Consider the following 23,129-nt stretch of genomic DNA (forward strand, 5'->3'; position numbering starts at 1 on the left):
CCCTCAGGCCGCCTGCTGCATCGGCTTTGGCGGTTTGCGCATCGGAATCCGAACCGAAACGATGGTGCCTACGCCCTCGTTCGAGCGGATTTTCAGCGCACCGCCGTGAAGCTCGGCAAGCGAGCGCGAGATTGCGAGGCCGAGACCTGACCCGGTGTGGTTCTTGGAAAACTGGTTCTGAACCTGCTCGAACGGTCGCCCGAGCTTGCTCAAGGCACCTTTGGGAATACCACAGCCAGTGTCTTCAATGGTGATCATTAGCGCGCCGGAAGCATTGCGCGCCCGCACCGATATATGCCCGCCTTGTCCGGTGAATTTTACCGCGTTTGACAGCAGATTGATGACGATCTGCTTGATAGCGCGGCGGTCGGCAAACAGGGTGAGAGAGTCCGCGATCTGCGTCTCCACCGTGATCGATTTCTGCGCCGCCTGCAGCGAGATGACCCGCACCGTTTCGCTGATGAGCGGGCAGAGGTTGATCTCCTCGCTGTCGATAGAGAACTGTCCAGCCTCGATCTTCGACATGTCGAGGATGTCGTTGATGACGCCGAGCAGATATTTGCCGCTGCTGAGAATGTCCTTGGTGTATTCCTCGTAGCGGTCGGAGCCGAGTGGTCCGAAAAGCCCGGATTCCATCAGTTCCGAGAAACCGATGATCGCGTTCAATGGCGTGCGCAGTTCGTGCGACATGTTCGCCAGGAATTCCGATTTCGCCCGATTGGCCGCCTCGGCGCGCTCGGTTTCCTTCATGTATTTCTTGTTGAGCTCGACCATTTCGCGACCGCGCTCCTGCTCGGCGCGCCGCGCAACGCTGAGGTCGTGGATGGTCGCCATCAAGCGCCGTTCGCTGTCGACGAGCTTGTCCTGATGCTGCTTGATCGGCGTGATGTCGGAGCCGACGGACACGATGCCGCCGTCTCGGGTCCTGAGTTCATTGACCTGCAGCCAGCGCCCGTCGTTCAGTTGGCGCTCATAGGTCGCGCCGCCACGATTGCCGTTCGGAGAGGGAAGACGGCGTTCGGAGGCAAATGCAGCCATGCGCTGTTCGAGCACATGACGCGAGACGCCCGGAACGACGTCACGATCGGACAGGCCATTGTCCTGCTGGTATTTGCTGTTGCACATGATGAGACGCTGCTGGGCGTCCCACAGGACGAAGGACTCGTTGATGTTTTCGATCGCCGTGCGCAGGCGCATGTCGGCGGCTTCTGAGCGCAGCGCCAGGTGACGCTGTTCGGTGACGTCCACGGCAATTCCGATGAGCTGGATTTCCGGCGCGTCCGGATCGATGACCTGCGCGCGGGCGCGCATCCAGACCCAGCGCCCATCGGCGTGGCGCATGCGAAAGACCTGGTCGATATGGTCGATTTCGCGTGACACGATACGGTTGGCGAGCTGGAACAGGTCGCCGTCCTCGTGATGGATGATGTCGTCGACCTCGCCGAAGGACAGCATCGTGTCGCAGGGCTCGTAGCCGAGCATGTCGTACATCGAGCGCGACCAGTACATCTTGCCGCGCACCATGTCCCAGTCCCACAGACCGCATCGGCCACGCACCAGCGCAAGGTCGATCCGCTGATGGGCTTCAAGGTAGATGCGGTCCGCTTCCTGCGCCCGCGTCGCCTGGCTGAAATAGGCGTAGAGGATGATGATCAGCACACCCGCCGTCAGCACGAACAGCGTGACATTGAGCGACACCGTCTTGCGCCACTCGGCAAACACGGCGTCCTGCGGAATTAGCGCGGCAGCGGCGGCCTTGCGGTCCTCCGTCAGGCTGAGTGCTGCATACCAGTCCTCGCCGTTGACGCGAACCTCGATGACGCCGGCGCGCTCGCCGAACATGAACAATGGCTGTCCGCCGGAAACGATCCCGTCCAGCGCCCGGCCCTGCCAGCGCGTGGATTCCGGCGACACGGCAACGACGTTGAACTTTCCGTCCATGATTGCCAGCACGTGCCGGCTGCTCATGGCTCCCTGCTGCATGGTGCGCTCGAGCAGATCCTGGCTTTCCTGCGCGAAGGAGCCGCCCATGCCGGTGATGGTGACCGAGTTGGCGAGTTCGGAGGCACCCAGGCCGAGTATTGCCTTGGCGTTGCGCTCGACGTCGTCATGCCACGCCATCAGCGACAGGAAGCGGGCAGCAGCCACGACAAGAAGGAAGATGACGATCAGGACGGGGATGGAGCGGCGCAAAAGCGGCTCGGCGGCAAGCAGACGCCGGTAAGCCGGCTCGGCTATGATCCTTGCACTCCCTGCCAGACTGGCGCTTTTGTTTTTGACAAAAGCGCTGCCTCCGGGCGCGCGCCACGCGTCCGTCTTCGCCATGAAAGGCTCCCCGAAATCTTTCCCCTAAAACGATCCGGCTACACCGTACATCCGAATCATCCATAAGGAATCAGAGGTGATTCGCCTTGTCCAGAGGTCGGAAGTGAAAAGATCGTAAATAGCCTCTCGCAGGCGCTATTTAGGCCAGAGTTCGCTCGACGATATCGCGCAGATCGGCAGAAAGATTCTCAGCCGCGCTGATTGCCAGCAGCGCCTCGCGTGCCTTTGCCTGCCTGCCGGGTTCCAGCGAACGCCAGGAGCGCAGGGCGGTCGCCAGCCTGGCCGCGACCTGAGGGTTGCGTTTCTCGACTGCAAGCACCGTTTCCACGAAGAACTTGTAGCCGGTCCCGTCGGCACGGTGGAACCCGGTCTGGTTGGCGCTGGCGAAGGTGCCGATCAGCGAGCGCACGCGGTTGGGATTGGCCATCGAGAAGGCGGGGTGAGCCGTCAATCTGCGGACCAGATCGACGGCATCCAGGCCGGGCGTTGCCGCTTGGATCTGGAACCATTTGTCCATGACGAGCGCATCGCTGCGGTATTTTTCTTCGAAAGCAGCCAGCGCATTCGTGGCTTCCGCCGACTTCGTATGGCGATGCGCCAGCACCATCAGCGCTGTGGCGCGATCCGTCATGTTGGTGGCGGCAGTGAAGTGATCTGCTGCAAGCGTCTCACCCTTCGGCAGAACGGAGAGATAGTCTAACAGCACGTTGCGCAGCGCCCGGCGTCCGGCGCTGGCTGCATCGGGGCTGAATGAACCTGAAGCGCCAAGTTTTTCGTATAGCGCTTTGAAATGACTCTGGTTCGTCTTGGCGATGGCGCCAACAAGTGCTTCGCGCGCTGCGTAGATCGCGTCGGGGTCGATATTGGCGCCGATCTCGCGGGCAATGTCGGCTTCGCCCGGCAGGCTGATCGCCAGTGCGCGGAATGCGTGCTCAAGCGTTTCATCACCGGCAATCGTGCCGGCCAGTTCTATCAGTTCCTGCGCAAATGCGGGCTTCCTGCCGCCGAGCATGCCCCGGGTCGCGGTGATAAGCGCGTCCGTAAGCAAGGTGTTGAAGGCCTGCCACCGCGAGAAGGCATCGCCGTCGTGCCGCGCCAGGAACATCTGGTCTTCCGGCTTCTGCTCTATTGAGAGGGTGATCGGCGCTGAAAAGCCACGGTTGAGCGAGACCGCCGGCCGCTCGGCAACGCCCGAGAACGTCACGACATGACGGCGCTTGCGCAAATGGAGCACGCCATCCTCGACGCTCGCGCCATCGACCGCGGTATAGGCTATATCCTTGCCGTCCTTCCCGACCAGCCCGAAAGCAAGGGGAATATGCATCAGCCGCTTGCGGCTTTCCGAAGGTGTCGGCGGCACTGACTGCTCGATCTCAAGCGTGAACTCGGCGGCTGCCGCATTATGCGAGGCGGTGACAGTCACATTCGGCGTGCCGGCCTGATGATACCAGAGCGAGAATTGCGACAGGTCGCGGCCGGAAACATCCTCGAAGACCTGCAGGAAATCCTCGATCGTAGCGGCATCGCCGTCATGGCGCTCGAAATAGAGGTCCATGCCTTTGCGGAACATATCCGCGCCGAGGATGGTGCGGATCATCCGCACCACTTCCGAACCCTTTTCGTAGACGGTTGCCGTGTAGAAATTGTTGATCTCGCGGTAGCGGCGCGGCCGCACGGGATGCGCCAGCGGACCCTGGTCCTCCGGAAACTGGTGCGCTCTCAGCGTGCGCACTTCCGCAATGCGCTTGACCGCGCGCGAACGCTGGTCCGCCGAGAATTCATGGTCGCGGAAGACGGTCAGGCCTTCCTTGAGGCAAAGCTGGAACCAGTCGCGGCAAGTGATTCTGTTTCCTGTCCAATTGTGGAAATACTCATGCGCGATAATCGCTTCGATATTGGCGAAGTCGACGTCGGTTGCCGTTTCCTCGTCGGCAAGGACGTATTTGTCGTTGAAGACGTTCAGGCCCTTGTTTTCCATCGCGCCCATGTTGAAGTCGGACACGGCAACGATGTTGAAGACATCAAGATCATATTCCCGCCCGAACACCTCCTCGTCCCAGCGCATCGAGCGCTTGAGCGAGTCCATCGCATAGGCCGCCAGCCTTTCCTTGCCGTGCTCGACATAGATGCCGAGCGCGACCTCACGGCCGGACGCGGTGACAAAGCTGTCGCTGACGAGGCCAAGGTCGCCGGCGACCAGCGCAAACAGATAGGACGGCTTGGGGAAGGGGTCGTGCCAGACGGCGAAGTGCCAGCCGTCACCGAGGTCGCCCCGTTCGCCGGGATTGCCGTTCGCCAGAAGCAGCGGCGCTTCATCTCGTTTCGCTTCGATGCGCACGGTGTAAACCGAAAGAATGTCGGGGCGGTCGAGGAAATAGGTGATGCGGCGAAAGCCTTCGGCCTCGCACTGCGTGCAATAGACGCCGTTCGAGCGATAGAGGCCCATCAACGCCTGGTTCTGAGATGGTGCTATCTCGGTTTCGACCACAAGCCGGAACCGCTTGGCCGCCGGCGGATTGGCGATCAGAAGACTTTCCGGTGTGGCCTGATAGCCCGACGGCGCGAGCGCCTTTCCATCGAGCTCGACGCGCTTGAGAACAAGCCCATCGCCATCGAGAACAAACGGCGGCGTGCCGGAAACGCCATCGCGACGTTCGATCGTCAGCTCCGAAATTAAGCGGGTGCTGTCGGGCGACAGCCTGAAGGTAAGGTCGGTCAGCGGAATGTGATAATCACTCGGGCGGTAGTCCTCGAGCCGGAAGACCTGGCCGGTATCTGTGCGCATTTCGTTGACTTTCCTGTCGAAATTCCGGCGTTCCGGGAGAATTGAACGGCCAAAGCTGGCCAAAAAAATGAAGGTTGTGCTCTTTACACGAAAGGTCCCCTCGACAAAACTATGAGGGAGCCTATTTCAGGCCGACATTCTCCACCGAACATTGCGGGGCAATCATGACCGTCGTCACTCCGAAATTCGGGATGGGCGCATCTGTCTTGCGCGTCGAAGACCGGGCTTTCATCACCGGGGCAGGTCGTTACACCGACGACATCGTGCCGGAGGGCCTGCTGCATGGCTACGTGCTGCGGTCGCCCACGGCCAAGGCGGCGTTCAACATAACAACGGTGGAAGCGGCGAAATCGGCACCTGGCGTGCATCTGGTGCTTACCGGAGCCGACCTTGCCCATCTCGGCGACCTCAAGTCCGGCGTCATGCAGCCGCAGCCGGACGGCACGCGTGCGCCGACCCGCGATATCCCGATCCTTTGCCGCGACCGGGTCAATTATGTCGGCGATGCCGTGGCCTTCGTCGTGGCAGACAGCCGGGCGCTGGCGCAGGACGCGGCCGAACTGATCGAGATCGATTATGACAGCGAGGACGCCGCCGGCGCGACTGCCACCGCGCTCGATCCCGAAACGCCGCTGGTCTGGCCGGAACTCGGCTCCAACCGGGCGTTCAGCTATCACATGGGTGACAAGACCAAGAGCGATGCGGCTTTCGCCAAGGCGGCAAAGGTTACGCGCATCGACTTCGTTAACAACCGCCTCGTCTGCAATTACATGGAGCCGCGCTCTGCCATCGGTGAGTGGAAGGCGGATGAAAACCGCTTCGTGCTGACCACGGGCTCGCAGGGCGTGCATTCGATGCAGTACATCCTTGCGAACCTGTTCGGCATCGAAAAGAAGCAGTTGCGCGTCATCACGCCGGATGTCGGCGGCGGCTTTGGCCCGAAGAGTTTTGTGTACCGCGAGCATGCGTTGGTGCTGGAAGCGGCAAAGCGGCTTGGCCGCCCGGTCAAATGGGCAGGCGACCGCACCGAGCATTTCCTGACCGACGCGCAAGGGCGCGACAATGTCGTGACCGCCGAAATGGCGATGGACAAGGATGGCCGTTTCCTTGGCCTACGCGTCAATCTGCTGGCCAATATCGGCGCCTACATTTCGCAATACGGCCCGTTCATTCCCTATGTCGGCATCACCATGTCGACCGGCGTATATGATATCGAGGCGCTCGATGTTTCCGTGACCGGGCTCTACACCAACACCTGCCCGGTGGATGCCTATCGCGGCGCCGGCAGGCCGGAGGCTGCGTTCCTTCTGGAAAAGTTGGTGTCCGTTTGCGCAAACGAAATGGGCCTGTCTTCCGATGAAATCCGCCGGCGCAACTTCATCCGCCCCGAGCAGATGCCTTACCGCACGGCCACCGGCAGGCTTTATGACACCGGCGAGTTCGAAGGTCATATGGATGCCGCGATCGAGCGGGCCGGGTGGAAGACTTTCCCCAAACGCCTCGATCAGTCGAAGGCGAACGGCAAGGTCCGCGGCATCGGTATGGCGACCTATATCGAGGCGTGTGCCTTTCCGGGCTCGGAGCCGGCTTTCGTCGAATTGAACGGCGACGGCACGGTGACGATGAAGATCGGCACCCAGACCAACGGGCAGGGCCATGCCACAGCCTACGCTCAGTTCATCTCCGAGAAGCTGAACCTCGACATCGACAAGATCCATGTTCGGCAGGGCGATACCGACGAGTTGAAGGCAGGCGGCGGCACCGGCGGCTCGCGCTCCATTCCGCTCGGCGGCGTATCGGCCGCGCGTGCGGGTGAGGATCTTGCCGAAAAGATCAAGCGCATCGCAGCGGACGAGCTGGAAGCTTCCGCCGGAGACATCGAGCTTTCCGACGGCGTCGCTCGCATCGTCGGCACCGATCGCGCGATTGATTTTTCCGCCATAGCCAAGGCGGCCAAGAAACCTGACGATCTCAAGGGTTTCGGCGAGTTCCTTCAGGACGAATGCACCTATCCCAATGGCACGCATATCTGCGAGGTCGAGATCGATCCCGATACGGGCGAGACGGAAATCGTCGGCTACACCATCGTCGACGATTTCGGCGTTACAGTGAACCCGATCCTGCTTGCCGGCCAGGTCCATGGCGGCGTGGTTCAGGGCATCGGCCAGGCGCTGACCGAGAACACTGTCTATGGCGAGGACGGCCAGCTGCTCACCGCGAGCTTCATGGACTATGCCGTGCCGCGCGCCGACGACGTCCCGTCCTTCCATTTTGAGACCCGCAACGTGCCCTCGACCACAAATGCGCTCGGCATCAAGGGCGCGGGCGAGGCTGGCACCATTGGCTCAACGCCTGCCGCACTCAATGCCGTTGCAGATGCCCTTTACCGGGCTTACGGCATCGGTCATATCGAGATGCCGGCAACGCCTGCGCGTATCTGGGCAACAATTCAGGAAAGCATCGGCTAAAAAGTGAATTCATCTGGGGGGAGGCGGGCCAGCAGCCCGCTGATCGGCATTGCCTTCAAGGTTTCGTCGGTCGCTGTCTTTGTGGCCATGTCGTCGCTGATCAAGGCGGCAGGGCCGTTGCCGAGCGGGCAGATCGTCTTCTTCCGCTCGTTCTTCGCCATGCTGCTTATCCTGGTTTTCTTAGGGTTTCGTGGCGAGTTGCGCACCGCCTTTCACACCGCGCGCCCTTTCAACCACATCGCGCGGGGTATGGTCGGCGTTACGTCCATGGCACTGGGCTTCTTTGCTCTCACCCGCCTGCCGCTGCCGGAAGCGATCACGTTGAACTATGCGCAGCCATTGCTGGTCGTCGTGTTCAGCGCGATCTTCCTCCACGAGACCATCCGCGTTTTCCGATGGAGCGCGGTCGTCGTCGGGCTGGTCGGCGTGCTCATCATTTCCTGGCCCACGCTCACGCTTTTCACCGGCGGTGGGGCCATGGGCAATGAAGAGGCGCTTGGCGTGATCGCAGCCCTTGCCGCCGCTGCCGTCTCGGCGGTGGCCTTGATCCTGGTGCGCAGCCTTGTCCATACCGAAAGAACCGGCACGATCGTGCTTTGGTTTTCGCTGACGGCCACGGTCATATCGCTTGTGACCTATCCTTTCGGCTGGGCGTCGCTGACGGGGATGCAGGCTGCGCTCCTGATCGGATCAGGTCTTTGCGGCGGCCTGGCGCAGCTGCTCATGACCGAAGGCTATCGCCACGCCGAAGTCTCCACTGTCGCTCCCTTTGAATACACCTCGATGATCCTCGGCATCGCGGTCGGCTATTTCGCTTTCGGAGATGTTCCGACGATCCATATGCTGGTCGGCGGCCTGATCGTGGTTGGTGCCGGCATCTTCATCATATGGCGCGAACAGCGGCTCGGACTGGAGCGCAGGGCGGCAAGCAAGGCTGCGCCGCCGCCAGCCTGATCAATTCACGAAGGCTTTGGCGCGGCGCCGCGATCGTCCGCCAGCTTCTGGAGGAGGGCGGCTGTCTCGGCATCCGCCGGAAAGAAGGATTCGATCGCCAGTTCCGATAGCGTTACATCGAGCGGTGTGCCGAACACGGTGATCGTGCTGATGAACGACAGGATGTCCTTACCCAACCGCAGCCGAAGCGGAAGAGCGATCGCCGCAATGTCGGGGTGTGTCGGCCGCGAATTCGGCGGGCCGCTCGGATAGGTCCGCAATTCGCGCTCCAGCTCGGCCAGTGTAGCGTCTCCGGAGGCATCGACCTGATGTTTGAGGCGCTCGATCAGATGCGTGCGCCATTCATGCAGATTGACGATGCGTGGCGCGAGCCCCTTGGGATGAAGGCTGAGCCGCAGCACATTGACCGGCGGGGTCAGCAAGGATTGATCGGCAATGTCTGCCAGAAGCGGCGCGATGGCCCCGTTGCTCGCGACCAGATTCCAGTTTCGGTCGACGGCTATCGAGGGGAAGGGCTCATGCCCTTTCAACACCAGTTCCACCGCCGCCATTGCCGGGGCCAGCGAGGTGTCACTGAGCGCCCTTTCGCTGAAGCTCGGTGCAAAGCCTGCCGCCAGCAATAACTGGTTGCGCTGGCGCAGCGGGATATCAAGCTGCTCGGCCAGATGCAGCACCATCTCGCGCGACGGAGCGGCCCGGCCGCTTTCCACAAAACTCAAATGGCGTTGCGAGATGTCCGCCTCGGCGGCGAGGTCGAGCTGGCTCATGCGGCGCCGGTTGCGCCATTCGCGAATGAGAGAACCGGCGGTGGAGGGCTGTTGCGTTGTCATGGCGTCACCTTAGGCGAGGCGCGTTGTCAATTCTATTACCTCTCGCGTAATCGCCGGGCGGCTTTCCGGCAGACATGGTTCGGCCAGCTCAGGGCGATGAACGTCCGAAGCGCCAAGACTCTCAAAGCTGGAGAAGAACCATGACCATCACTGTTTCGCCCTTCCTTCGCAATGCCCTGCTGCTCGACGCGGTCGCCAGCGGCGCAACGGCCATTCTGGCGATGGGCGGTGCTTCCTTTCTCGCGCCGTGGCTCGGCCTGCCGGCCGACCTCCTTTTCTGGTCGGGTGTGGTGCTCGTACCGTTTGTTGCCTTTCTGGTTGCCATGGCCCGGCGCGAGACGCTGGCGCGAATGACCTTGATCGACATCATCGGCATCAATGTTTTATGGGTGGTCGCAAGCTTTGGCCTGCTGGTTTCCGGTCTGGTCTCGCCTACGGCACTTGGCATAGCCTTTGTTAGCGCCCAGGCGGTTGCCGTGGCTCTGTTCGCCGAACTGCAATTCATCGGAATGCGCCGGGCCAGTGTACAGACGGCCTGACGAACAGAGACTTAGGTCAAGCTTCTGAGCCTGGCCTTCACTTCCAGAAAGTCCCGCCACGCAAGTTTCTTGTGGGCGGGATTTCTCAGGAGGTAGGCCGGGTGCAGCGTCGGCATGGTCGGGATGACCGTGCCGGTTTTCGTGGTGTGCGAACGCCAGTTCCCGCGCAGCCGCAAAACGCCCTCGGTGGTGTTGAGCAGCGTCTTTGCTGACGGACCACCCAGCGTTACCAGTAGTTTCGGATTGGCCAGTTCGATCTGCCGTTCGATGAAGGGACGGCAGATTTCGGTTTCGTGCGGCGTCGGCGTGCGATTGCCCGGCGGGCGCCAGGGAATGACATTGGCGATATAGACGCTGGTTCGGTCGAGGCCGATTGCGCTGAGAATGCGGTCGAGCAACTGGCCCGAACGTCCGACGAAGGGTAGGCCCTCAATGTCCTCGTCGCGCCCCGGTGCTTCGCCGACAAGCATCACTGCGCCATCCGGGTTGCCGTCTGCAAACACCATGCTCTTGGCGGTGAATTTCAGGTTGCAGCCGTCGAACGCGGCCATGTGCTGGCGCAGTTCATCGAGCGTGCTTGCGTTGGCGGCGAGTTCACGGGCAAGGGCCGCCTGCGCCTCATCGGGGACGGCAGCGGTCGCCGCCGGCCGTGGGGCCGGGCTTGCCTGCTGGTCGCGAAACGGTGTGCGTGGAGCAGAGGGAGCCGCCTCGGAAACAGGGGACTGGCGCGCGCCGTCTTGAGCCGGTGGCTGTGCGGGCTGCGCCAGCCGAGCGCCTTCCGCGAAACGGTCAACGGGCTCTTCCGTCAGCGCGTCGTAAGCGCCTGCCTCCGCATAAAAGACGAAAAGCTCGGCAAGTCCCGGCGGATCCTGTCTGGCGATGGAAGTCATGTCCTACAATCTTCCGTGGCGGCTGCGAAAGCAAGTCAGGTCGAGGGGATGCGTGGGTCCTGTACCAGATAAAATTGCCGCTTCGGCGTGTAGTCGCTGATGAGAAAGCCGAATGAGGCAGATCGGCGCGGGTCCACCTTGCCGTTCCGGTAGAGCAGCCTGTCATAAGGCTCGAAATCCCGGCTGAAGTCGGCAAAGCTGTCTGAATAGATGTTCTTGGAATCGGTTCGCCTTTGATCGAAGGAAAGCCCGTCGCCGAACAGGCTCGGCTGGCCGAGTATCTCCTGAAGCTCGAATTCGACCTCGATCCAGGCCTGCTCGCTGCCGTTCCAGATGATCAGTTTCAGATGGATGAAGCCGTTGGCATATTTGCCGGAGAAATCGAACGGGCGGATCGGCTTGGTCGTGCGGATGACCATCGTTACCGGACTTGCCGAGACCAGTTCCTCTTCGATGACGATCGGGTCTTCTCGGGTTCCCGTTCCGCCTATCGCCCGTATCTTGAAGCCGCCGAGTTCGTCAGAGAAGGAATAGGCGCCGGCAAGCCAGCGCTTGGCCTCAGGTTTCTCCTCCTGCGCGTCGACGCTGATGGCGCAGACAAGCAACAGAAGCAGGGCAGAAGCGAGAATGCGTAGCAAATCACGGCAAGCCGAGCTCGGAAACCACGATACGGACCGGAAAATCTCAGCCTTCCGCATCTGGTGAGTATGACCGAGAAGTGCGCCGACGAAAATCCATGAAAGCAGGGATGTTCAGAGCTTTGTTGCGAGGCTTCTTACCGCTTTAATTGACGTTTACGTTAACGTCGTTTAGCTTGGACTGCGGCGAATGGCGACGCTTGGCAAAATCCGCAATGTGAATATGACAGTTGCGCGGTTTCGCGTCGCTTTCGGATGCGCTAAGGGAACGCTGAAGCCAGCAAGAATTGCCTGATCGGCAAAAGCCAGTGCGGAGGATTGGATGAGCGAGATCGAACGCGAAAGCATGGAGTTCGACGTAGTAATCGTCGGTGCGGGGCCTGCCGGCCTTGCCGCTGCGATACGGTTGAAACAGGTCAATCCAGAGCTTTCCGTCGTCGTTCTCGAAAAGGGCGGTGAAGTCGGCGCGCATATCCTCTCCGGCGCTGTCGTCGATCCCATCGGCATCGACCGCCTGCTGCCCGGCTGGCGCGAGGAAGAGGGCCATCCTTTCAAGACCGCGGTGACAGACGACCATTTCCTGGTGCTGGGACCGGCCGGGTCCGTCCGCCTGCCGAATTTCCTGATGCCACCGCTGATGAACAACCACGGCAACTACATCGTCTCGCTCGGCAATGTCTGCCGCTGGCTTGCCGGTCATGCCGAAGCGCTGGGCGTCGAGATCTACCCGGGCTTTGCCGCCGCCAGCCTGACCTACAACGATGCCGGTGCGGTGACCGGTGTCATCACCGGCGACATGGGCGTCGAGCGCGATGGCTCGCATGGGCCTGCGTTTGCGCCCGGCATGGCGCTGCTCGGCAAATATGTGCTGCTGGGCGAGGGCGCGCGGGGATCGCTCTCCAAGCAGGTCATCGCCAAATACAAGCTCGACGAAGGCCGTGAACCCGGCAAGTACGGCATCGGCCTCAAGGAACTGTGGCAGGTCAAGCCGGAGAACCATAAGCCCGGACTGGTACAGCACTCCTTCGGCTGGCCGCTCGACATGAAGACAGGCGGCGGTTCGTTCCTTTATCATCTGGAAGACAATCAGGTCGCGGTCGGCTTCGTCGTCCACCTGAACTACAAGAACCCCTATCTGTCGCCTTTCGAGGAATTCCAGCGCTTCAAGACCCATCCGGCGATCCGCGGCACCTTCGAAGGCGCCAAGCGCATTTCCTATGGCGCGCGTGCGATCACCGAAGGCGGCTGGCAGTCGGTGCCGAAGCTTTCGTTCCCGGGTGGCGCACTGATCGGCTGCGCCGCGGGCTTCGTCAACGTGCCGCGCATCAAGGGTTCGCACAATGCGGTTCTGTCGGGCATCCAGGCTGCTGAACATGCCGCCGCCGCCATCGCTGCCGGCCGCACCAACGACGAGCTCGTCGGTTATGAAAACGAGTGGCGCGCCTCCGACATCGGCAAGGATCTCAAGCGCGTTCGCAACGTCAAGCCGCTATGGTCGAAGTTCGGCACCATCATCGGCGTCGGCATCGGCGGTCTGGACATGTGGCTCAACACGCTGTTCGGCGTCTCGCCTTTCGGCACGCTGAAGCACGGCAAGGCCGACTATGCGACCCTTGAGCCCGCCGCCAAGCACAAGAAGATCGCCTATCCCAAGCCGGACGGCGTCCTGACCTTCGACCGGCTATCGTCCGTGTTCCTGTCCAGCACCAACCATGAGGAAGACCAGCCGGTCCATCTCCAGGTCAAGGACATGCCCTTGCAGGAGCGCTCTGAGCATGACGTCTTCGCCGGCCCGTCGACGCGCTACTGTCCGGCAGGGGTCTACGAATGGGTCGACAAGGATGGCAACGCTGCCGCCGACCCTACGGCGAAGAATGTGCGCTTCGTCATCAACGCGCAGAACTGCGTCCACTGCAAGACATGCGACATCAAGGATCCGAACCAGAACATCAACTGGGTGCCGCCGCAGGGCGGAGAGGGTCCAGTTTATACCAGCATGTGACGGTCATATTTCGGTGACTGTGGGAAACCGCCGTAAATGACGGCGGTGCGGGCGGCGCAATATGAATTGTGCCGTTATGGTTCACAAATTGTTGAAATCGCCCTGGCGATGTGCTTGGCTTGGCTTTCCTTGCTGGAGCAAAGCCATGCGTTGTGTTGGAGTAGCAGTGCTTGCCGCCGTTCTCGGCCTGACCAATGCCGCTTCGGCAGGTTCAAACGTAGTCGTCATGAAAGAAAACTACACGATCACCGGCAAGACCGGGGAAGAATTGCTTGCAGCCATGAAGCGAACCGGCCCCAAGAAGGGCTACATGGTGCACGCCATGGCGCAGACGCGTTACTCCCTTCGCTGGAACACCAAGTGGGACAAATCAGGCGGCGGATGCCGTGTGGCGAACCCCGGCGCAACGCTTTACATCACGTACCGCTATCCCTGGGTGAAGGGGGGGATGTCGCCCGATCTGCAGAAACGCTGGGCCAAATTCATGGACAGTGTGCGCACGCATGAAGAAACCCATGGCCGCATAGCGCGTGAAATGGTCGACGCTGCGGAAAAAGCCGTGGCCGGTATCGCCAACGACAATGACCCCGATTGCTCGAAGTCGAACCTGGAGCGGCTGCGCCGCGTTCGCGGTGTCGAGTCAACGTATGAAGGCAAGCAGCGGCAGTTCGACGCTAAAGAACACCACTATGGCGGCAACGTCGACGGCATGCTTGCGCTGCTGACCGCCAAGCAGAAATAAGGTTCTGGACGTCAACTACTCGGAAGGACAGGTTTTCCGGCGGAGACTGTCGCGGTAACCGTCTCCTGTTCTTTTTCCGTCGGCTTAAGCGAGAACTCTACCAGCACGGGCAGGTGGTCTGAGCCTGCTTCCACCAGCGTGTGCGCGGAATTCACGATCACGTCGCCCTTGTGAAAAACCTGATCGATCGGCAAGCCGCTGAAGCGCAGGAACTCCGGCAGCCGCCACCATTGCCATGTCGGGCCCACCGACGGCACCATGGTGAGATCGCCGAGCTTTCCGACGCGTGCGGTCGCGGCACTCCACGGCGTCGCGTTGAAATCCCCGGCCAGCAATGCGGTGCCACCAAGCAGCGACAGTGGCTGGGCCACTGCCGAAATCTGCCGTGACTGTTTGAACGGCCACGGCCAGCCAAGATGAAGTGCCGCTACCTCCACCGTCTTGCCGCCGAAATTGACCGGGGCGATGGCCAGCGAGCCGCGTTCGTAGCAATTCGCCTGGGCACCGTCAGCCATCGGCCGGCTAGAGAGGATCGCGACGCCGAAGACGCGGTTGGGATAGGGGCAGATGATGCTGTAGGGATATGCCGACGACAGCAGCGCCAGCTTCTCCTTCCACATGTCGGAGACTTCCTCCAGCGTCACGACGTCCGGCCGAAGCCGTCCGATCAGTGACAGCACCTTGTTCGGTTCCGGGTTGTTGTAGCGAAGGTTGAGCTGCAGCAATTTGTAGGTCGGCTGCTCGTCGCTCTTGGGCTGGAAGCTGCCGGCGTGGACCGCGCCGAGGCCGAGGGAATTCGATGTCGTCGCGAAGGCAGCAACCGCCAGCAGCAATGCTGCCACACCTTCCTTCCGATACCTGCTCGCAAACAGGGGAAGCGCGGCAATTGCCATCAGCACGGCAAGGTGCACGCGGAAATGAGCGAAGGAATCGAAAACCGGGTGCAGCCTTCCGAAGAAGCCGGCAATCAGGGGTAGCGAAAGCACGAGGACGGCGATGAACGCCCCCGTGGTCAGCTTGTTTCGTGTGTTATTTGTACTCATTCCCGTCCTTATCGGCAAGAATGCGGCTCATTCAAGATATGCAATCGGGCGAAGCCCTTCGCCCGGGTGGATTATTGTAATTTTTTCGACCGTTGAGGCCTTGGCCTTTCTGATCTCGATTTTCCTACTGAAATGCCGTCTCCGAGAAACTGCGAAGCTTGCGTGAATGCAGGCGATCCATCGGCATCTCTGCCAGCTTCTCCATCGCCCTGATGCCGATGGTGAGATGCTGGGCCACCTGGCGCTTGTAAAACTCACTGGCCATGCCGGGAAGTTTCAGCTCGCCATGCAGCGGCTTGTCGGAAACGCAGAGCAGCGTTCCGTAAGGCACGCGGAACCGGAAGCCGTTCGCTGCGATCGTGGCAGACTCCATATCAAGCGCGATCGCCCGCGACTGCGACAGCCGCTGAACCGGGCCGCGCTGGTCGCGCAGCTCCCAGTTGCGGTTGTCGATGGTCGCGACTGTGCCGGTGCGCATGATGCGCTTCAGCTCGTAGCCGGAAAGCCCTGTCACCTCGGCGACCGCTTCCTGCAACGCCACCTGGATTTCGGCCAATGGCGGGATGGGAACCCAGACCGGAAGGTCGTCGTCGAGCACGTGGTCCTCGCGCACATAGGCATGCGCCAGCACATAGTCGCCGAGCGCCTGCGTGTTACGCAGGCCGGCGCAGTGGCCGAGCATCAGCCAGGCATGAGGCCGCAGCACGGCGACATGGTCGGTGATGGTCTTGGCGTTGGACGGGCCGACGCCGATATTGACCATGGTGATGCCGGCATGGCCGGCCTTCTTCAGGTGATAGGCCGGCATCTGCGGCATGCGCGGCGGCGTCGCGCCCTCGGACGGCCTGTTTTCGCCGGCTTTGGTGATGACATGGCCGGGCTCCACGAATTCGTCGTAGCCGCCACCGCCACTTGCCATCAAATCCCGCGCGTAGACGCAGAACTCGTCGATGTAGAACTGGTAGTTGGTGAAAAGCACGAAATTCTGGAAATGGTTCGGCGCCGTCGCTGTGTAGTGCGACAGGCGGTGCAGCGAATAGTCGATGCGCTGCGCGGTGAAGGGCGCGAGCGGCCGCGTATCGCCCGGTAGGGACTCGAAAGTGCCGTTGGCGATATGGTCGTCGGTGCCATCGAGGTCCGGCACATCGAAGAGATCGCGGATCGGGCGTTTGATGCGGTCGGCAATCGATCCGTCGACATGGGTGCCTTCGAGGAATGCAAAATGCAGCGGGATCGGCGTTCCCGATTCCGACACGGTGATCTGCACGCCATGGTTCCGCATGATCATGCCAAGCTGCTCGAGGAGATAGCTTTCGAACAGATCCGGGCGGGTGATGGTCGTGGCATAGTGGCCCGGCAAAGGCATATGGCCGTAGGCCTGGCGGGAATCGACCTGCGTGTAGGAAGCAGTCGTTACCCCGACTTCGGGGTAGAAGGCGCGATATCGCCTGTTTAGATCACCGCCATTTGCAAGGGCGGTGAATGAGTCCCGCAAAAACGCGGTGTTTCGGCTGTAAAGGAATTGGAGCGCCGCAACGGCCTCGTTGGCATCGTTAAAGCTATGCAGCCCGTAAGATTCCGGGCTGGCAATCAATTCAATGGGTTCTGGGTAGATTCTCTTTTCCATGACCCAATATAGAGACTTGCTTCCAACCTTGGGAGGGGGACGACTGGGTCAGCGGTGCTTTTTTATTGGTCAGCCGCGCTGCAGGCTCATCAGCAGGACGAACCCCGCGCCGACCTTCTTGTGTGCCGGTGCTTCGATCGTCGTGCCGGTCGAGCCGCGGGCTGCGGGCACAGCAAGGACCGGAGCTGCCAGCATGGCCAGGATAAGCGCCGCCCGCGGCAGGAGCCGAAGGGTATTCATCGAGGTGGCGGCGATCTTGTTCATGGACGTGGTGCTTTTCTGGTCCGGTGTTCGGTTACGGGCGGAAGCTTGTGATGCAGGTCGGATCGTTGGAGCAGAGTCTGGTCATTCCCTGTTCCCAGGAGCGCGTCGAACGGTTTGCCTGCGCGACCAGGATCGAGAAGGTCATTCCGAACAGGGTCATCAGCAGGCAGACTATGGTGAACCGGCGAGCAAGCATTGGGTGTCTCCTTCAATGACGGGGAGAATGCCCGAACGCGGCTGAACGACCTCTGAGACGGCCGTTCATCTTCGGTTCAATTTTATTAATCGACGTGTTCGGTTTGTTGGCTTGTGTTTCGCCGCCGCCTGCCTATGTGCTGAAAGCATTCCCGAAACGGAGAACCCTCCCATGACGACGCAGACCAAGCCGATCGAACTCTACTATTGGCCGACACCGAACGGCTGGAAGATCACGATCATGCTTGAGGAACTCGGCGTTCCCTACACGGTCAAATATGTGAATATCGGCAAGGGCGAGCAGTTCGAGCCGTCATTCCTGAAAATCGCACCCAATAACCGCATGCCGGCCATCGTCGATCCCGAGGGCCCCGGTGACGAGCCGATCTCCGTTTTCGAATCCGGTGCGATCCTGCAATATCTCGGCCGCAAATTCGGCAAGTTCTACCCCGCCGACGAGCGTCTGCGCGTCGAGGTCGATCAGTGGCTGTTCTGGCAGATGGGTGGTCTTGGACCGATGGCCGGGCAGGCGCACCATTTCCGCCAATATGCACCGGAAAAAATCCAGTACGGCATCGACCGCTATACGAACGAGGTGAACCGCCTTTATGGCGTGATGAACAAGCGCCTTGCCGACCGCGAATTCCTTGCCGGTGACTACTCCATCGCCGACATGGCCAGCATCGGCTGGGTAAGGCCCTACAAGAACCAGGGTCAGGAGATCGAGGATTTCCCGAACCTGAAGCGCTGGTTCGATGCCATTCTGGCGCGTCCCGCAGTCCAGAAGGCGATTACTGTCGGTGAAGATCACCGCCGCAATCTCGCCGACGACAAGGAAGCCCAGAAGGTGCTGTTCGGGCAGAAGGCCCGCGCCTGATGTGAAAAGGCCGCTGGCGGAAACTTCCGGCAGCGGCCTTTTTATGGTCGAAGGGTCAGAGCTTCGACCAGACCTGTGTCTTGCAGAAAATCTTGAGCGCGCAGCCGGTCATATTCAGCTTCGCGCCGGAGAGCGAGGCCGAGCCGGAATAGGTCTTGTCGTCAGCCGGGTCGGTGATCGAGCCGGAATAATTGCTGCCACCGCTGGCACTCATCTTGCCGATCGACTTGCCGGCATATTTGCCTGTCTTCAACGTGATGCAGAAGCCGCCGCCGCAACTGGCGATGGCAGCGGTTTCGCCGCTTTTTGTTTTCCAGTTGCCTTCGATCGGATCGGCATAGGCCGCGCCCGCCATCAAAAGCGTCGCCGCAATTGCCATGCTCATCTTACGAAACATCGATGTCCTCCCTTTTTGAGCGTCTATCGGTCCGGCCTGCTCTCTCCCGCCATTCCGCCGTTTACGCAAACGTAAGCTAATCCAGTCGCTGGAAAAACAAAAGCGGTGTCCTTGCGGAAGGAAAGCAGGTTTTTTGCGGAGGCAAAACGGTCCGCAACCGGCCGATTTTCATGTTCGGCTCTCATGCGACCGGTTTTCGTGGTTACGGAAGGGTTTCCTTCCACCGCATGCATTTTCTTCAAATTTTCTGAGAAAGCCCGGAATCCCCGCATCCCTATCCTTAACAAATTCAGGCGTTTACCTCTTGTTTGAACTTTGTTTGCGCCAAATTAAGCACGTGATTTAACGACGGATTCAAGGCTCAGGTTCATTCTTCGAAGCATCGGAAGAGCAGCCCAGGACGACAAAAGAGGCGGCTTTCCAGCAACGGACAGGGACCTTCGAAATGGCACGTTTTGAAATGCTTGAAGCCGGGTTCGGCACGATGGGAACAACCGCCCAGGCCGATATCCTTTTTGAACTGGGCATGATGTATGCGACCGGCCGCGACTGTGAAGTCGATACCATCGCCGCCCACAAATGGTTCAACATCGCCGCGATCAAGGGCTCGGCCCGCGCTGCGGAACTGCGCTCCGAACTTTCGGCTTCGATGTCGAAGCTCGAAATCGCCAGGGCACTGCGCGAAGCGCGCGAATGGATGACCATGCACTGATCGTGCAGGCCAGGATTTGAATTAAAAGGCTCAAGCCGCGCAGACGGCTGGGTCTCAATAGAAAGAACGCGGCAGCTTGGAGGCGGGCCAGCCGCGCATGTCGAAAACGGGCGACTACAGCGTTTTGCGGTAAAACAGGGACCGCAATGCGAAACCAGCAAAAGCCGTGACCGGTGGAAACACACCGGCGCGGCTTTTTCATTTTTCCACGATCTTTTCCGCTGGCCTTGCCGGATCGCCGATCTGGCGAGTGGCCTTTGCCATGTGCCTGCGATATCAGGGTCACTTTCGGCGTCGAGGGCGACGCTGCGGAGGAAACGAAAATGATCAAGAAAACACTTCTGGGCGCGGTCTTTGCCGGCCTCATGATGTCAGCGTCTGCTTACGCCGATGACATCACATTTGCTGTCGTCGGTCCGATGACCGGCCAGCTTGCCAATATCGGCGACCAGTTCCGTCAGGGCGCCGAAGCTGCCGCCAAGGCGATCAACGAGAAGGGCGGCGTCATGGGCCGCCAGATCAAGATCTCGGTCGAGGACGACGTCTGTGATCCGAAGCAGGCCGTGTCGGTTGCAAACCGCATCGTTGCCAACAGCATCATGTTCATCGATGGCCACGCCTGCTCTGGCTCCAGCATTCCGGCATCGGCCGTCTATGCCGAAAGCGGCGCGCTGATGATGAGCCCGGCTTCGTCCAACCCGGTGCTGACCGACGACGCGGCTGCGAAGGGCTGGCCGACGATCATGCGTCTCTACACGCGTGACGATGCGCAGGGCGCTTTCATCGGTCCGTGGATCGCCAAGAAATACGCCGGCAAGAACGTCGTCATCCTGCACGACAAGAGCGCCTACGGTCAGGGCGTGGCGGATGCCGTCAAGGCGACCATGAACGAAGGTGGCCTCAAGGAGGTTATGTATGAAGGCATCAACGCCGGCGAGAAGGATTACTCGGCGCTGGTGACCAAGATGAAGGAAATGAAGGCAGACGTGGTCTATTTCGGCGGCTATCACCCCGAAGCCGGCCTGATGCTGCGCCAGTCGGCCGAGCAGGGCTTCAAGTTCCAGCTGATCATGCCTGACTCGATCGCCTCGCCGGAATTCTGGCAGATCGCCGGCCCGGCCGGTGAAGGCACCATGTTCGTCTTCCCATCCGACCCGCAGGCGAAGCCCGAAGCCAAGGAAGCCGTCGAGAAGATCAAGGCCGGCGGCTTCGTGCCGGAAGGCTTCACCCTGTTCTCCTACGCCACCATCCAGGCGTTCGCGCAGGGCATCGAGCGCGCCGGCAGCGACGACCCGATGAAGGTTGCCGAGGCGCTGAAGAACGGCCAGCCGATCCAGACCGTGGTTGGTGACGTCACCTTCGACGAAAAGGGCGATCTCAAGAACGCCAGCTACGACATCAACCAGTGGCACGACGGCAAATACGCGCCCATCGCGCAGTAAGCTCGAACCATACTGATAAATGCGTTGATGGCCGGGCATGTCCCGGCCATTTTCGTTTGGGTGCAGGGGACAGTTTACTTTTTGCCTCGGCAGGGCGCGGCAATTGCGATCTCGCGCAAGGGGCAAAAAGTAAACTGTCCTCGGTGCGCCCTTCGAGGCTCGCTAAGCTCGCACCTCAGGATGAGGGAGGTTGGCGCCTTACGATCCTGATCTTGAAGTGTGGGCGCGTTTCAGAATGAAGGCTTCCGCCCGCACATCCTCCCTCATCCTGAGGTGCGAGCGTAGCGAGCCTCGAAGGACGCACAAAGGCCGAAGCCGACCCTATCCCGCTTCCTCGGCAAACCGCACAAGCACGGTCCCGTCAGTCACCTGAGAACCTTCGACCGCGATCTCGGCGATGACACCGTCATGCGGGGCGGCGATCGTGTGCTCCATCTTCATGGCTTCGAGAATGAGCAGCGGCTGGCCTTTGATCACGGCATCGCCCTTCATCGCCCGCACGACCTTGACCAAGCCGGGCATCGGCGCGCGCATGGAACCGCTGCTGCCGGCGTCCGCTGCATGCGCGAAGGGATCGGGAACGACGAAGGTGAAGGCGTGACCACCTTCGAACACGGTTATGTGGCCAGGCCAGCGGGTGAAATTGCAACCTTGGCGCTGCCCCTCATCTGGCCCTTCGGGCCACCTTCTCCCCGTGAACGGGGAGAAGGAAGAGGCGGCAAGGTTGCGGCCAGCCTTCTTCTCCCCGTCACTATACGGGGAGAAGGTGCCGGCAGGCGGATGAGGGGCAGCGCTGTCGATCATAACTTCGAGCCGCCCATCCTGCTTCACGACAACACTCGCCGCGAACTCCTCCTCGCCAAACCGAAGCGTCGTCCGCCGGGCAATCGGGTGGAAATGCGAATAACCGGCGAGTGCCGACCACGGATCGTCCGTCGGCTGCTGCTCGCCCATGCCGGATGCGGCGAGCGCTGCCAGCGCGATGGTGCGATTATCCGGCACGGCCGTCACCGTCAGCGCCGCCTGCTTACGGTCGATCAGGCCGGTATCGACATCGCCGCTGGCAAAATCCGCATCCGCCGCCAGCGCCGCGAGAAATGCGACATTGGTGACCGAGCCGGCGATTTCGGTAGCCTTTAGCGTCTCGCCCAGCGCATCGAGTGCGACCTGCCGGTCGGCTGCATGAACCACCAGCTTGGCGATCATCGGATCGTAGAAGGGCGAGATCGCATCGCCCTCGCGCACGCCGGTCTCGACGCGCATGGTGGCACCTGCTGGAGCCTCGACCGGGAAGCCGAGGCGGTGCAGCGTGCCGATGGCCGGCAGAAAGCCCTTGGCCGGGTCTTCGGCATAGATGCGGGCCTCGAAAGCATGGCCGTCGAGCTTGATCTCGCTTTGCGTCTTCGGCAGCTTTTCACCGGCCGCGACCCGCAACTGCCATTCGACCAGATCGACGCCGGTGATCATCTCCGTCACCGGATGCTCGACCTGCAGGCGCGTATTCATCTCCATGAACCAGAAGCGGTCGGGCTTGAGCCCTTGCGAGGCATCGACGATGAACTCGATCGTGCCGGCGCCCGAATAGCTTATGGCCTTCGCCGCCTTCACCGCCGCGTCGGTCATCGCCTTGCGCATTTCCGCGGTCATGCCGGGGGCGGGAGCCTCCTCGATGACTTTCTGGTGGCGGCGCTGGGCGGAACAGTCGCGCTCGAACATATGCACAGCGTGGCCGTGATTGTCGCCGAACACCTGCACCTCGATATGGCGCGGCTTGTCGACATATTTTTCCACCAGCACCCGGTCGTCGCCAAACGCCGCCTTGGCCTCGCGCCGCGCGCTTGAAAGTGCCTCGGGAAAATCCTCCGGACGCTCGACCTTGCGCATGCCCTTGCCGCCGCCGCCGGCGCGCGCCTTGATCAAGACGGGATAGCCGATCTCGCGCGCCTTGGAGGCGAGAATGACGATTTCCTGCGCTTCGCCGTGATAGCCCGGAACGACCGGCACGCCGGCCTTTTCCATCAGCCGCTTGGCGGCGTCCTTCAGCCCCATGGCGCGGATCGACGCCGCTGAAGGGCCGATGAAGACGAGGCCGGCTTCAGTCACCTGATCGACGAAAGCCGGGTTCTCCGAAAGAAAGCCGTAGCCGGGGTGAATTGCCTCGGCGCCGGTCGCCTTGGCGGCAGCGATGATCTTTTCGCCGCGCAGATAGCTTTCACCGACGGGTGAGGGGCCGATATGTACAGCCTCGTCAGCCATGGCGACATGAAGCGATTTCGCGTCGGCGTCGGAATAGACCGCCACGGTGGCAATACCCATGCGCCGCGCCGTGCGGATGACCCGGCACGCGATCTCGCCGCGGTTGGCAATCAGGATTTTGGTGAACATGGCGGTTCCTCGGA

The 23,129-nt window shown here is 61.1% G+C and carries 19 protein-coding genes; 8 read left to right on the forward strand and 11 right to left on the reverse strand.

The annotated features are described in order from the left end of the window. Positions 1-3 precede the first annotated feature (3 nt). Together BM413_RS13810 and pepN are read right to left on the reverse strand one after the other, a co-directional pair. Positions 4-2,325, reverse strand: coding sequence for a PAS domain-containing sensor histidine kinase (locus BM413_RS13810; RefSeq protein ID WP_091913907.1), 2,322 nt, complete (start codon positions 2,323-2,325; stop codon positions 4-6). Positions 2,326-2,464: 139 nt separating this feature from the next. Next, on the reverse strand, positions 2,465-5,110 hold the full coding sequence (gene pepN, locus BM413_RS13815) for an aminopeptidase N (protein WP_091913908.1): 2,646 nt from the start codon (positions 5,108-5,110) through the stop codon (positions 2,465-2,467). A gap of 164 nt (positions 5,111-5,274) precedes the next feature. On the opposite strand from pepN, the gene BM413_RS13820 reads away from it, so the two are divergent. Both BM413_RS13820 and BM413_RS13825 read left to right on the forward strand, forming a co-directional pair. Next, a complete protein-coding gene (locus BM413_RS13820; protein ID WP_091913910.1) occupies positions 5,275-7,578 on the forward strand; it encodes a xanthine dehydrogenase family protein molybdopterin-binding subunit in 2,304 nt (767 codons plus the stop codon). 3 nt (positions 7,579-7,581) lie between these two features. Next, positions 7,582-8,532, forward strand: a complete 951-nt coding sequence (locus BM413_RS13825) for a DMT family transporter (RefSeq protein WP_244537865.1) — start codon at positions 7,582-7,584, stop codon at positions 8,530-8,532. A gap of 5 nt (positions 8,533-8,537) precedes the next feature. On the opposite strand, the gene BM413_RS13830 is transcribed toward BM413_RS13825, so the two are convergent. Next, on the reverse strand, positions 8,538-9,362 hold the full coding sequence (locus tag BM413_RS13830) for a helix-turn-helix domain-containing protein (RefSeq protein ID WP_091913912.1): 825 nt from the start codon (positions 9,360-9,362) through the stop codon (positions 8,538-8,540). Between the two features lie 140 nt (positions 9,363-9,502). On the opposite strand from BM413_RS13830, the gene BM413_RS13835 reads away from it, so the two are divergent. Further along, positions 9,503-9,901 carry a hypothetical protein gene (locus tag BM413_RS13835; protein ID WP_091913914.1) on the forward strand — a complete coding sequence of 133 codons (399 nt, stop codon included), beginning with the start codon at positions 9,503-9,505 and terminating at the stop codon, positions 9,899-9,901. A gap of 11 nt (positions 9,902-9,912) precedes the next feature. On the opposite strand, the gene BM413_RS13840 is transcribed toward BM413_RS13835, so the two are convergent. Together BM413_RS13840 and BM413_RS13845 are read right to left on the reverse strand one after the other, a co-directional pair. Then, positions 9,913-10,791 carry a uracil-DNA glycosylase gene (locus BM413_RS13840; RefSeq protein ID WP_091913916.1) on the reverse strand — a complete coding sequence of 293 codons (879 nt, stop codon included), beginning with the start codon at positions 10,789-10,791 and terminating at the stop codon, positions 9,913-9,915. Between the two features lie 35 nt (positions 10,792-10,826). Further along, a complete protein-coding gene (locus tag BM413_RS13845; RefSeq protein ID WP_091913918.1) occupies positions 10,827-11,429 on the reverse strand; it encodes a hypothetical protein in 603 nt (200 codons plus the stop codon). Between the two features lie 322 nt (positions 11,430-11,751). Between BM413_RS13845 and BM413_RS13850 the strand changes: the two genes are divergently transcribed. Together BM413_RS13850 and BM413_RS13855 are read left to right on the forward strand one after the other, a co-directional pair. Then, entirely contained in the window at positions 11,752-13,431 is a 1,680-nt protein-coding gene (locus BM413_RS13850; protein ID WP_091913920.1) for an electron transfer flavoprotein-ubiquinone oxidoreductase, read from the forward strand. A gap of 145 nt (positions 13,432-13,576) precedes the next feature. Beyond that, positions 13,577-14,173: a DUF922 domain-containing protein gene (locus BM413_RS13855; RefSeq protein ID WP_244537866.1), complete on the forward strand. Its 597-nt coding sequence runs from the start codon at positions 13,577-13,579 to the stop codon at positions 14,171-14,173. An 11-nt stretch (positions 14,174-14,184) separates the two neighbouring features. Here BM413_RS13855 and BM413_RS13860 read toward each other — a convergent pair whose 3' ends face one another. The 4 genes from BM413_RS13860 to BM413_RS33115 all read right to left on the reverse strand — a co-directional run bounded on the left by BM413_RS13860 (position 14,185) and on the right by BM413_RS33115 (position 17,303). Beyond that, the gene (locus BM413_RS13860; protein WP_091913922.1) at positions 14,185-15,216 is read right to left on the reverse strand and encodes an endonuclease/exonuclease/phosphatase family protein; all 1,032 of its coding nucleotides are present in this window, start codon (positions 15,214-15,216) and stop codon (positions 14,185-14,187) included. Between the two features lie 124 nt (positions 15,217-15,340). Further along, positions 15,341-16,843 (reverse strand): AMP nucleosidase, encoded by a 1,503-nt coding sequence (locus BM413_RS13865; protein ID WP_091913924.1) that lies wholly within the window; start codon positions 16,841-16,843, stop codon positions 15,341-15,343. Between the two features lie 69 nt (positions 16,844-16,912). Beyond that, on the reverse strand, positions 16,913-17,107 hold the full coding sequence (locus tag BM413_RS13870; RefSeq protein WP_091913926.1) for a hypothetical protein: 195 nt from the start codon (positions 17,105-17,107) through the stop codon (positions 16,913-16,915). Between the two features lie 31 nt (positions 17,108-17,138). Continuing rightward, entirely contained in the window at positions 17,139-17,303 is a 165-nt protein-coding gene (locus BM413_RS33115) for a hypothetical protein (protein ID WP_162931644.1), read from the reverse strand. Between the two features lie 171 nt (positions 17,304-17,474). Between BM413_RS33115 and BM413_RS13875 the strand changes: the two genes are divergently transcribed. Next, positions 17,475-18,179 (forward strand): glutathione S-transferase family protein, encoded by a 705-nt coding sequence (locus BM413_RS13875; protein WP_091913928.1) that lies wholly within the window; start codon positions 17,475-17,477, stop codon positions 18,177-18,179. A 55-nt stretch (positions 18,180-18,234) separates the two neighbouring features. On the opposite strand, the gene BM413_RS13880 is transcribed toward BM413_RS13875, so the two are convergent. Continuing rightward, entirely contained in the window at positions 18,235-18,576 is a 342-nt protein-coding gene (locus tag BM413_RS13880; protein ID WP_091913930.1) for a DUF2147 domain-containing protein, read from the reverse strand. A gap of 445 nt (positions 18,577-19,021) precedes the next feature. Between BM413_RS13880 and BM413_RS13885 the strand changes: the two genes are divergently transcribed. Both BM413_RS13885 and BM413_RS13890 read left to right on the forward strand, forming a co-directional pair. Beyond that, entirely contained in the window at positions 19,022-19,288 is a 267-nt protein-coding gene (locus BM413_RS13885) for an SEL1-like repeat protein (protein ID WP_091913932.1), read from the forward strand. Positions 19,289-19,611: 323 nt separating this feature from the next. Beyond that, positions 19,612-20,730: an ABC transporter substrate-binding protein gene (locus tag BM413_RS13890; protein ID WP_091914092.1), complete on the forward strand. Its 1,119-nt coding sequence runs from the start codon at positions 19,612-19,614 to the stop codon at positions 20,728-20,730. 321 nt (positions 20,731-21,051) lie between these two features. On the opposite strand, the gene BM413_RS13895 is transcribed toward BM413_RS13890, so the two are convergent. Then, entirely contained in the window at positions 21,052-23,115 is a 2,064-nt protein-coding gene (locus BM413_RS13895; RefSeq protein WP_091913934.1) for an acetyl/propionyl/methylcrotonyl-CoA carboxylase subunit alpha, read from the reverse strand. Positions 23,116-23,129: the final 14 nt, after the last annotated feature.

This window comes from Mesorhizobium sp. YR577 (genome assembly GCF_900116595.1).
In the GTDB taxonomy this organism is placed as follows: domain Bacteria; phylum Pseudomonadota; class Alphaproteobacteria; order Rhizobiales; family Rhizobiaceae; genus Mesorhizobium_M.

Coding starts and splice junctions, on each gene's coding strand:
- BM413_RS13810 (WP_091913907.1), bottom strand. CDS start 2,325: ATGGCGAAGACGGACGCGTGGCGCGCGCCCGGAGGCAGCGCTTTTGTC.
- pepN (WP_091913908.1), bottom strand. CDS start 5,110: ATGCGCACAGATACCGGCCAGGTCTTCCGGCTCGAGGACTACCGCCCG.
- BM413_RS13820 (WP_091913910.1), top strand. CDS start 5,275: ATGACCGTCGTCACTCCGAAATTCGGGATGGGCGCATCTGTCTTGCGC.
- BM413_RS13830 (WP_091913912.1), bottom strand. CDS start 9,362: ATGACAACGCAACAGCCCTCCACCGCCGGTTCTCTCATTCGCGAATGG.
- BM413_RS13835 (WP_091913914.1), top strand. CDS start 9,503: ATGACCATCACTGTTTCGCCCTTCCTTCGCAATGCCCTGCTGCTCGAC.
- BM413_RS13840 (WP_091913916.1), bottom strand. CDS start 10,791: ATGACTTCCATCGCCAGACAGGATCCGCCGGGACTTGCCGAGCTTTTC.
- BM413_RS13850 (WP_091913920.1), top strand. CDS start 11,752: ATGAGCGAGATCGAACGCGAAAGCATGGAGTTCGACGTAGTAATCGTC.
- BM413_RS13855 (WP_244537866.1), top strand. CDS start 13,577: ATGCGTTGTGTTGGAGTAGCAGTGCTTGCCGCCGTTCTCGGCCTGACC.
- BM413_RS13860 (WP_091913922.1), bottom strand. CDS start 15,216: ATGAGTACAAATAACACACGAAACAAGCTGACCACGGGGGCGTTCATC.
- BM413_RS13865 (WP_091913924.1), bottom strand. CDS start 16,843: ATGGAAAAGAGAATCTACCCAGAACCCATTGAATTGATTGCCAGCCCG.
- BM413_RS13870 (WP_091913926.1), bottom strand. CDS start 17,107: ATGAACAAGATCGCCGCCACCTCGATGAATACCCTTCGGCTCCTGCCG.
- BM413_RS33115 (WP_162931644.1), bottom strand. CDS start 17,303: ATGCTTGCTCGCCGGTTCACCATAGTCTGCCTGCTGATGACCCTGTTC.
- BM413_RS13875 (WP_091913928.1), top strand. CDS start 17,475: ATGACGACGCAGACCAAGCCGATCGAACTCTACTATTGGCCGACACCG.
- BM413_RS13880 (WP_091913930.1), bottom strand. CDS start 18,576: ATGTTTCGTAAGATGAGCATGGCAATTGCGGCGACGCTTTTGATGGCG.
- BM413_RS13885 (WP_091913932.1), top strand. CDS start 19,022: ATGGCACGTTTTGAAATGCTTGAAGCCGGGTTCGGCACGATGGGAACA.
- BM413_RS13890 (WP_091914092.1), top strand. CDS start 19,612: ATGATCAAGAAAACACTTCTGGGCGCGGTCTTTGCCGGCCTCATGATG.
- BM413_RS13895 (WP_091913934.1), bottom strand. CDS start 23,115: ATGTTCACCAAAATCCTGATTGCCAACCGCGGCGAGATCGCGTGCCGG.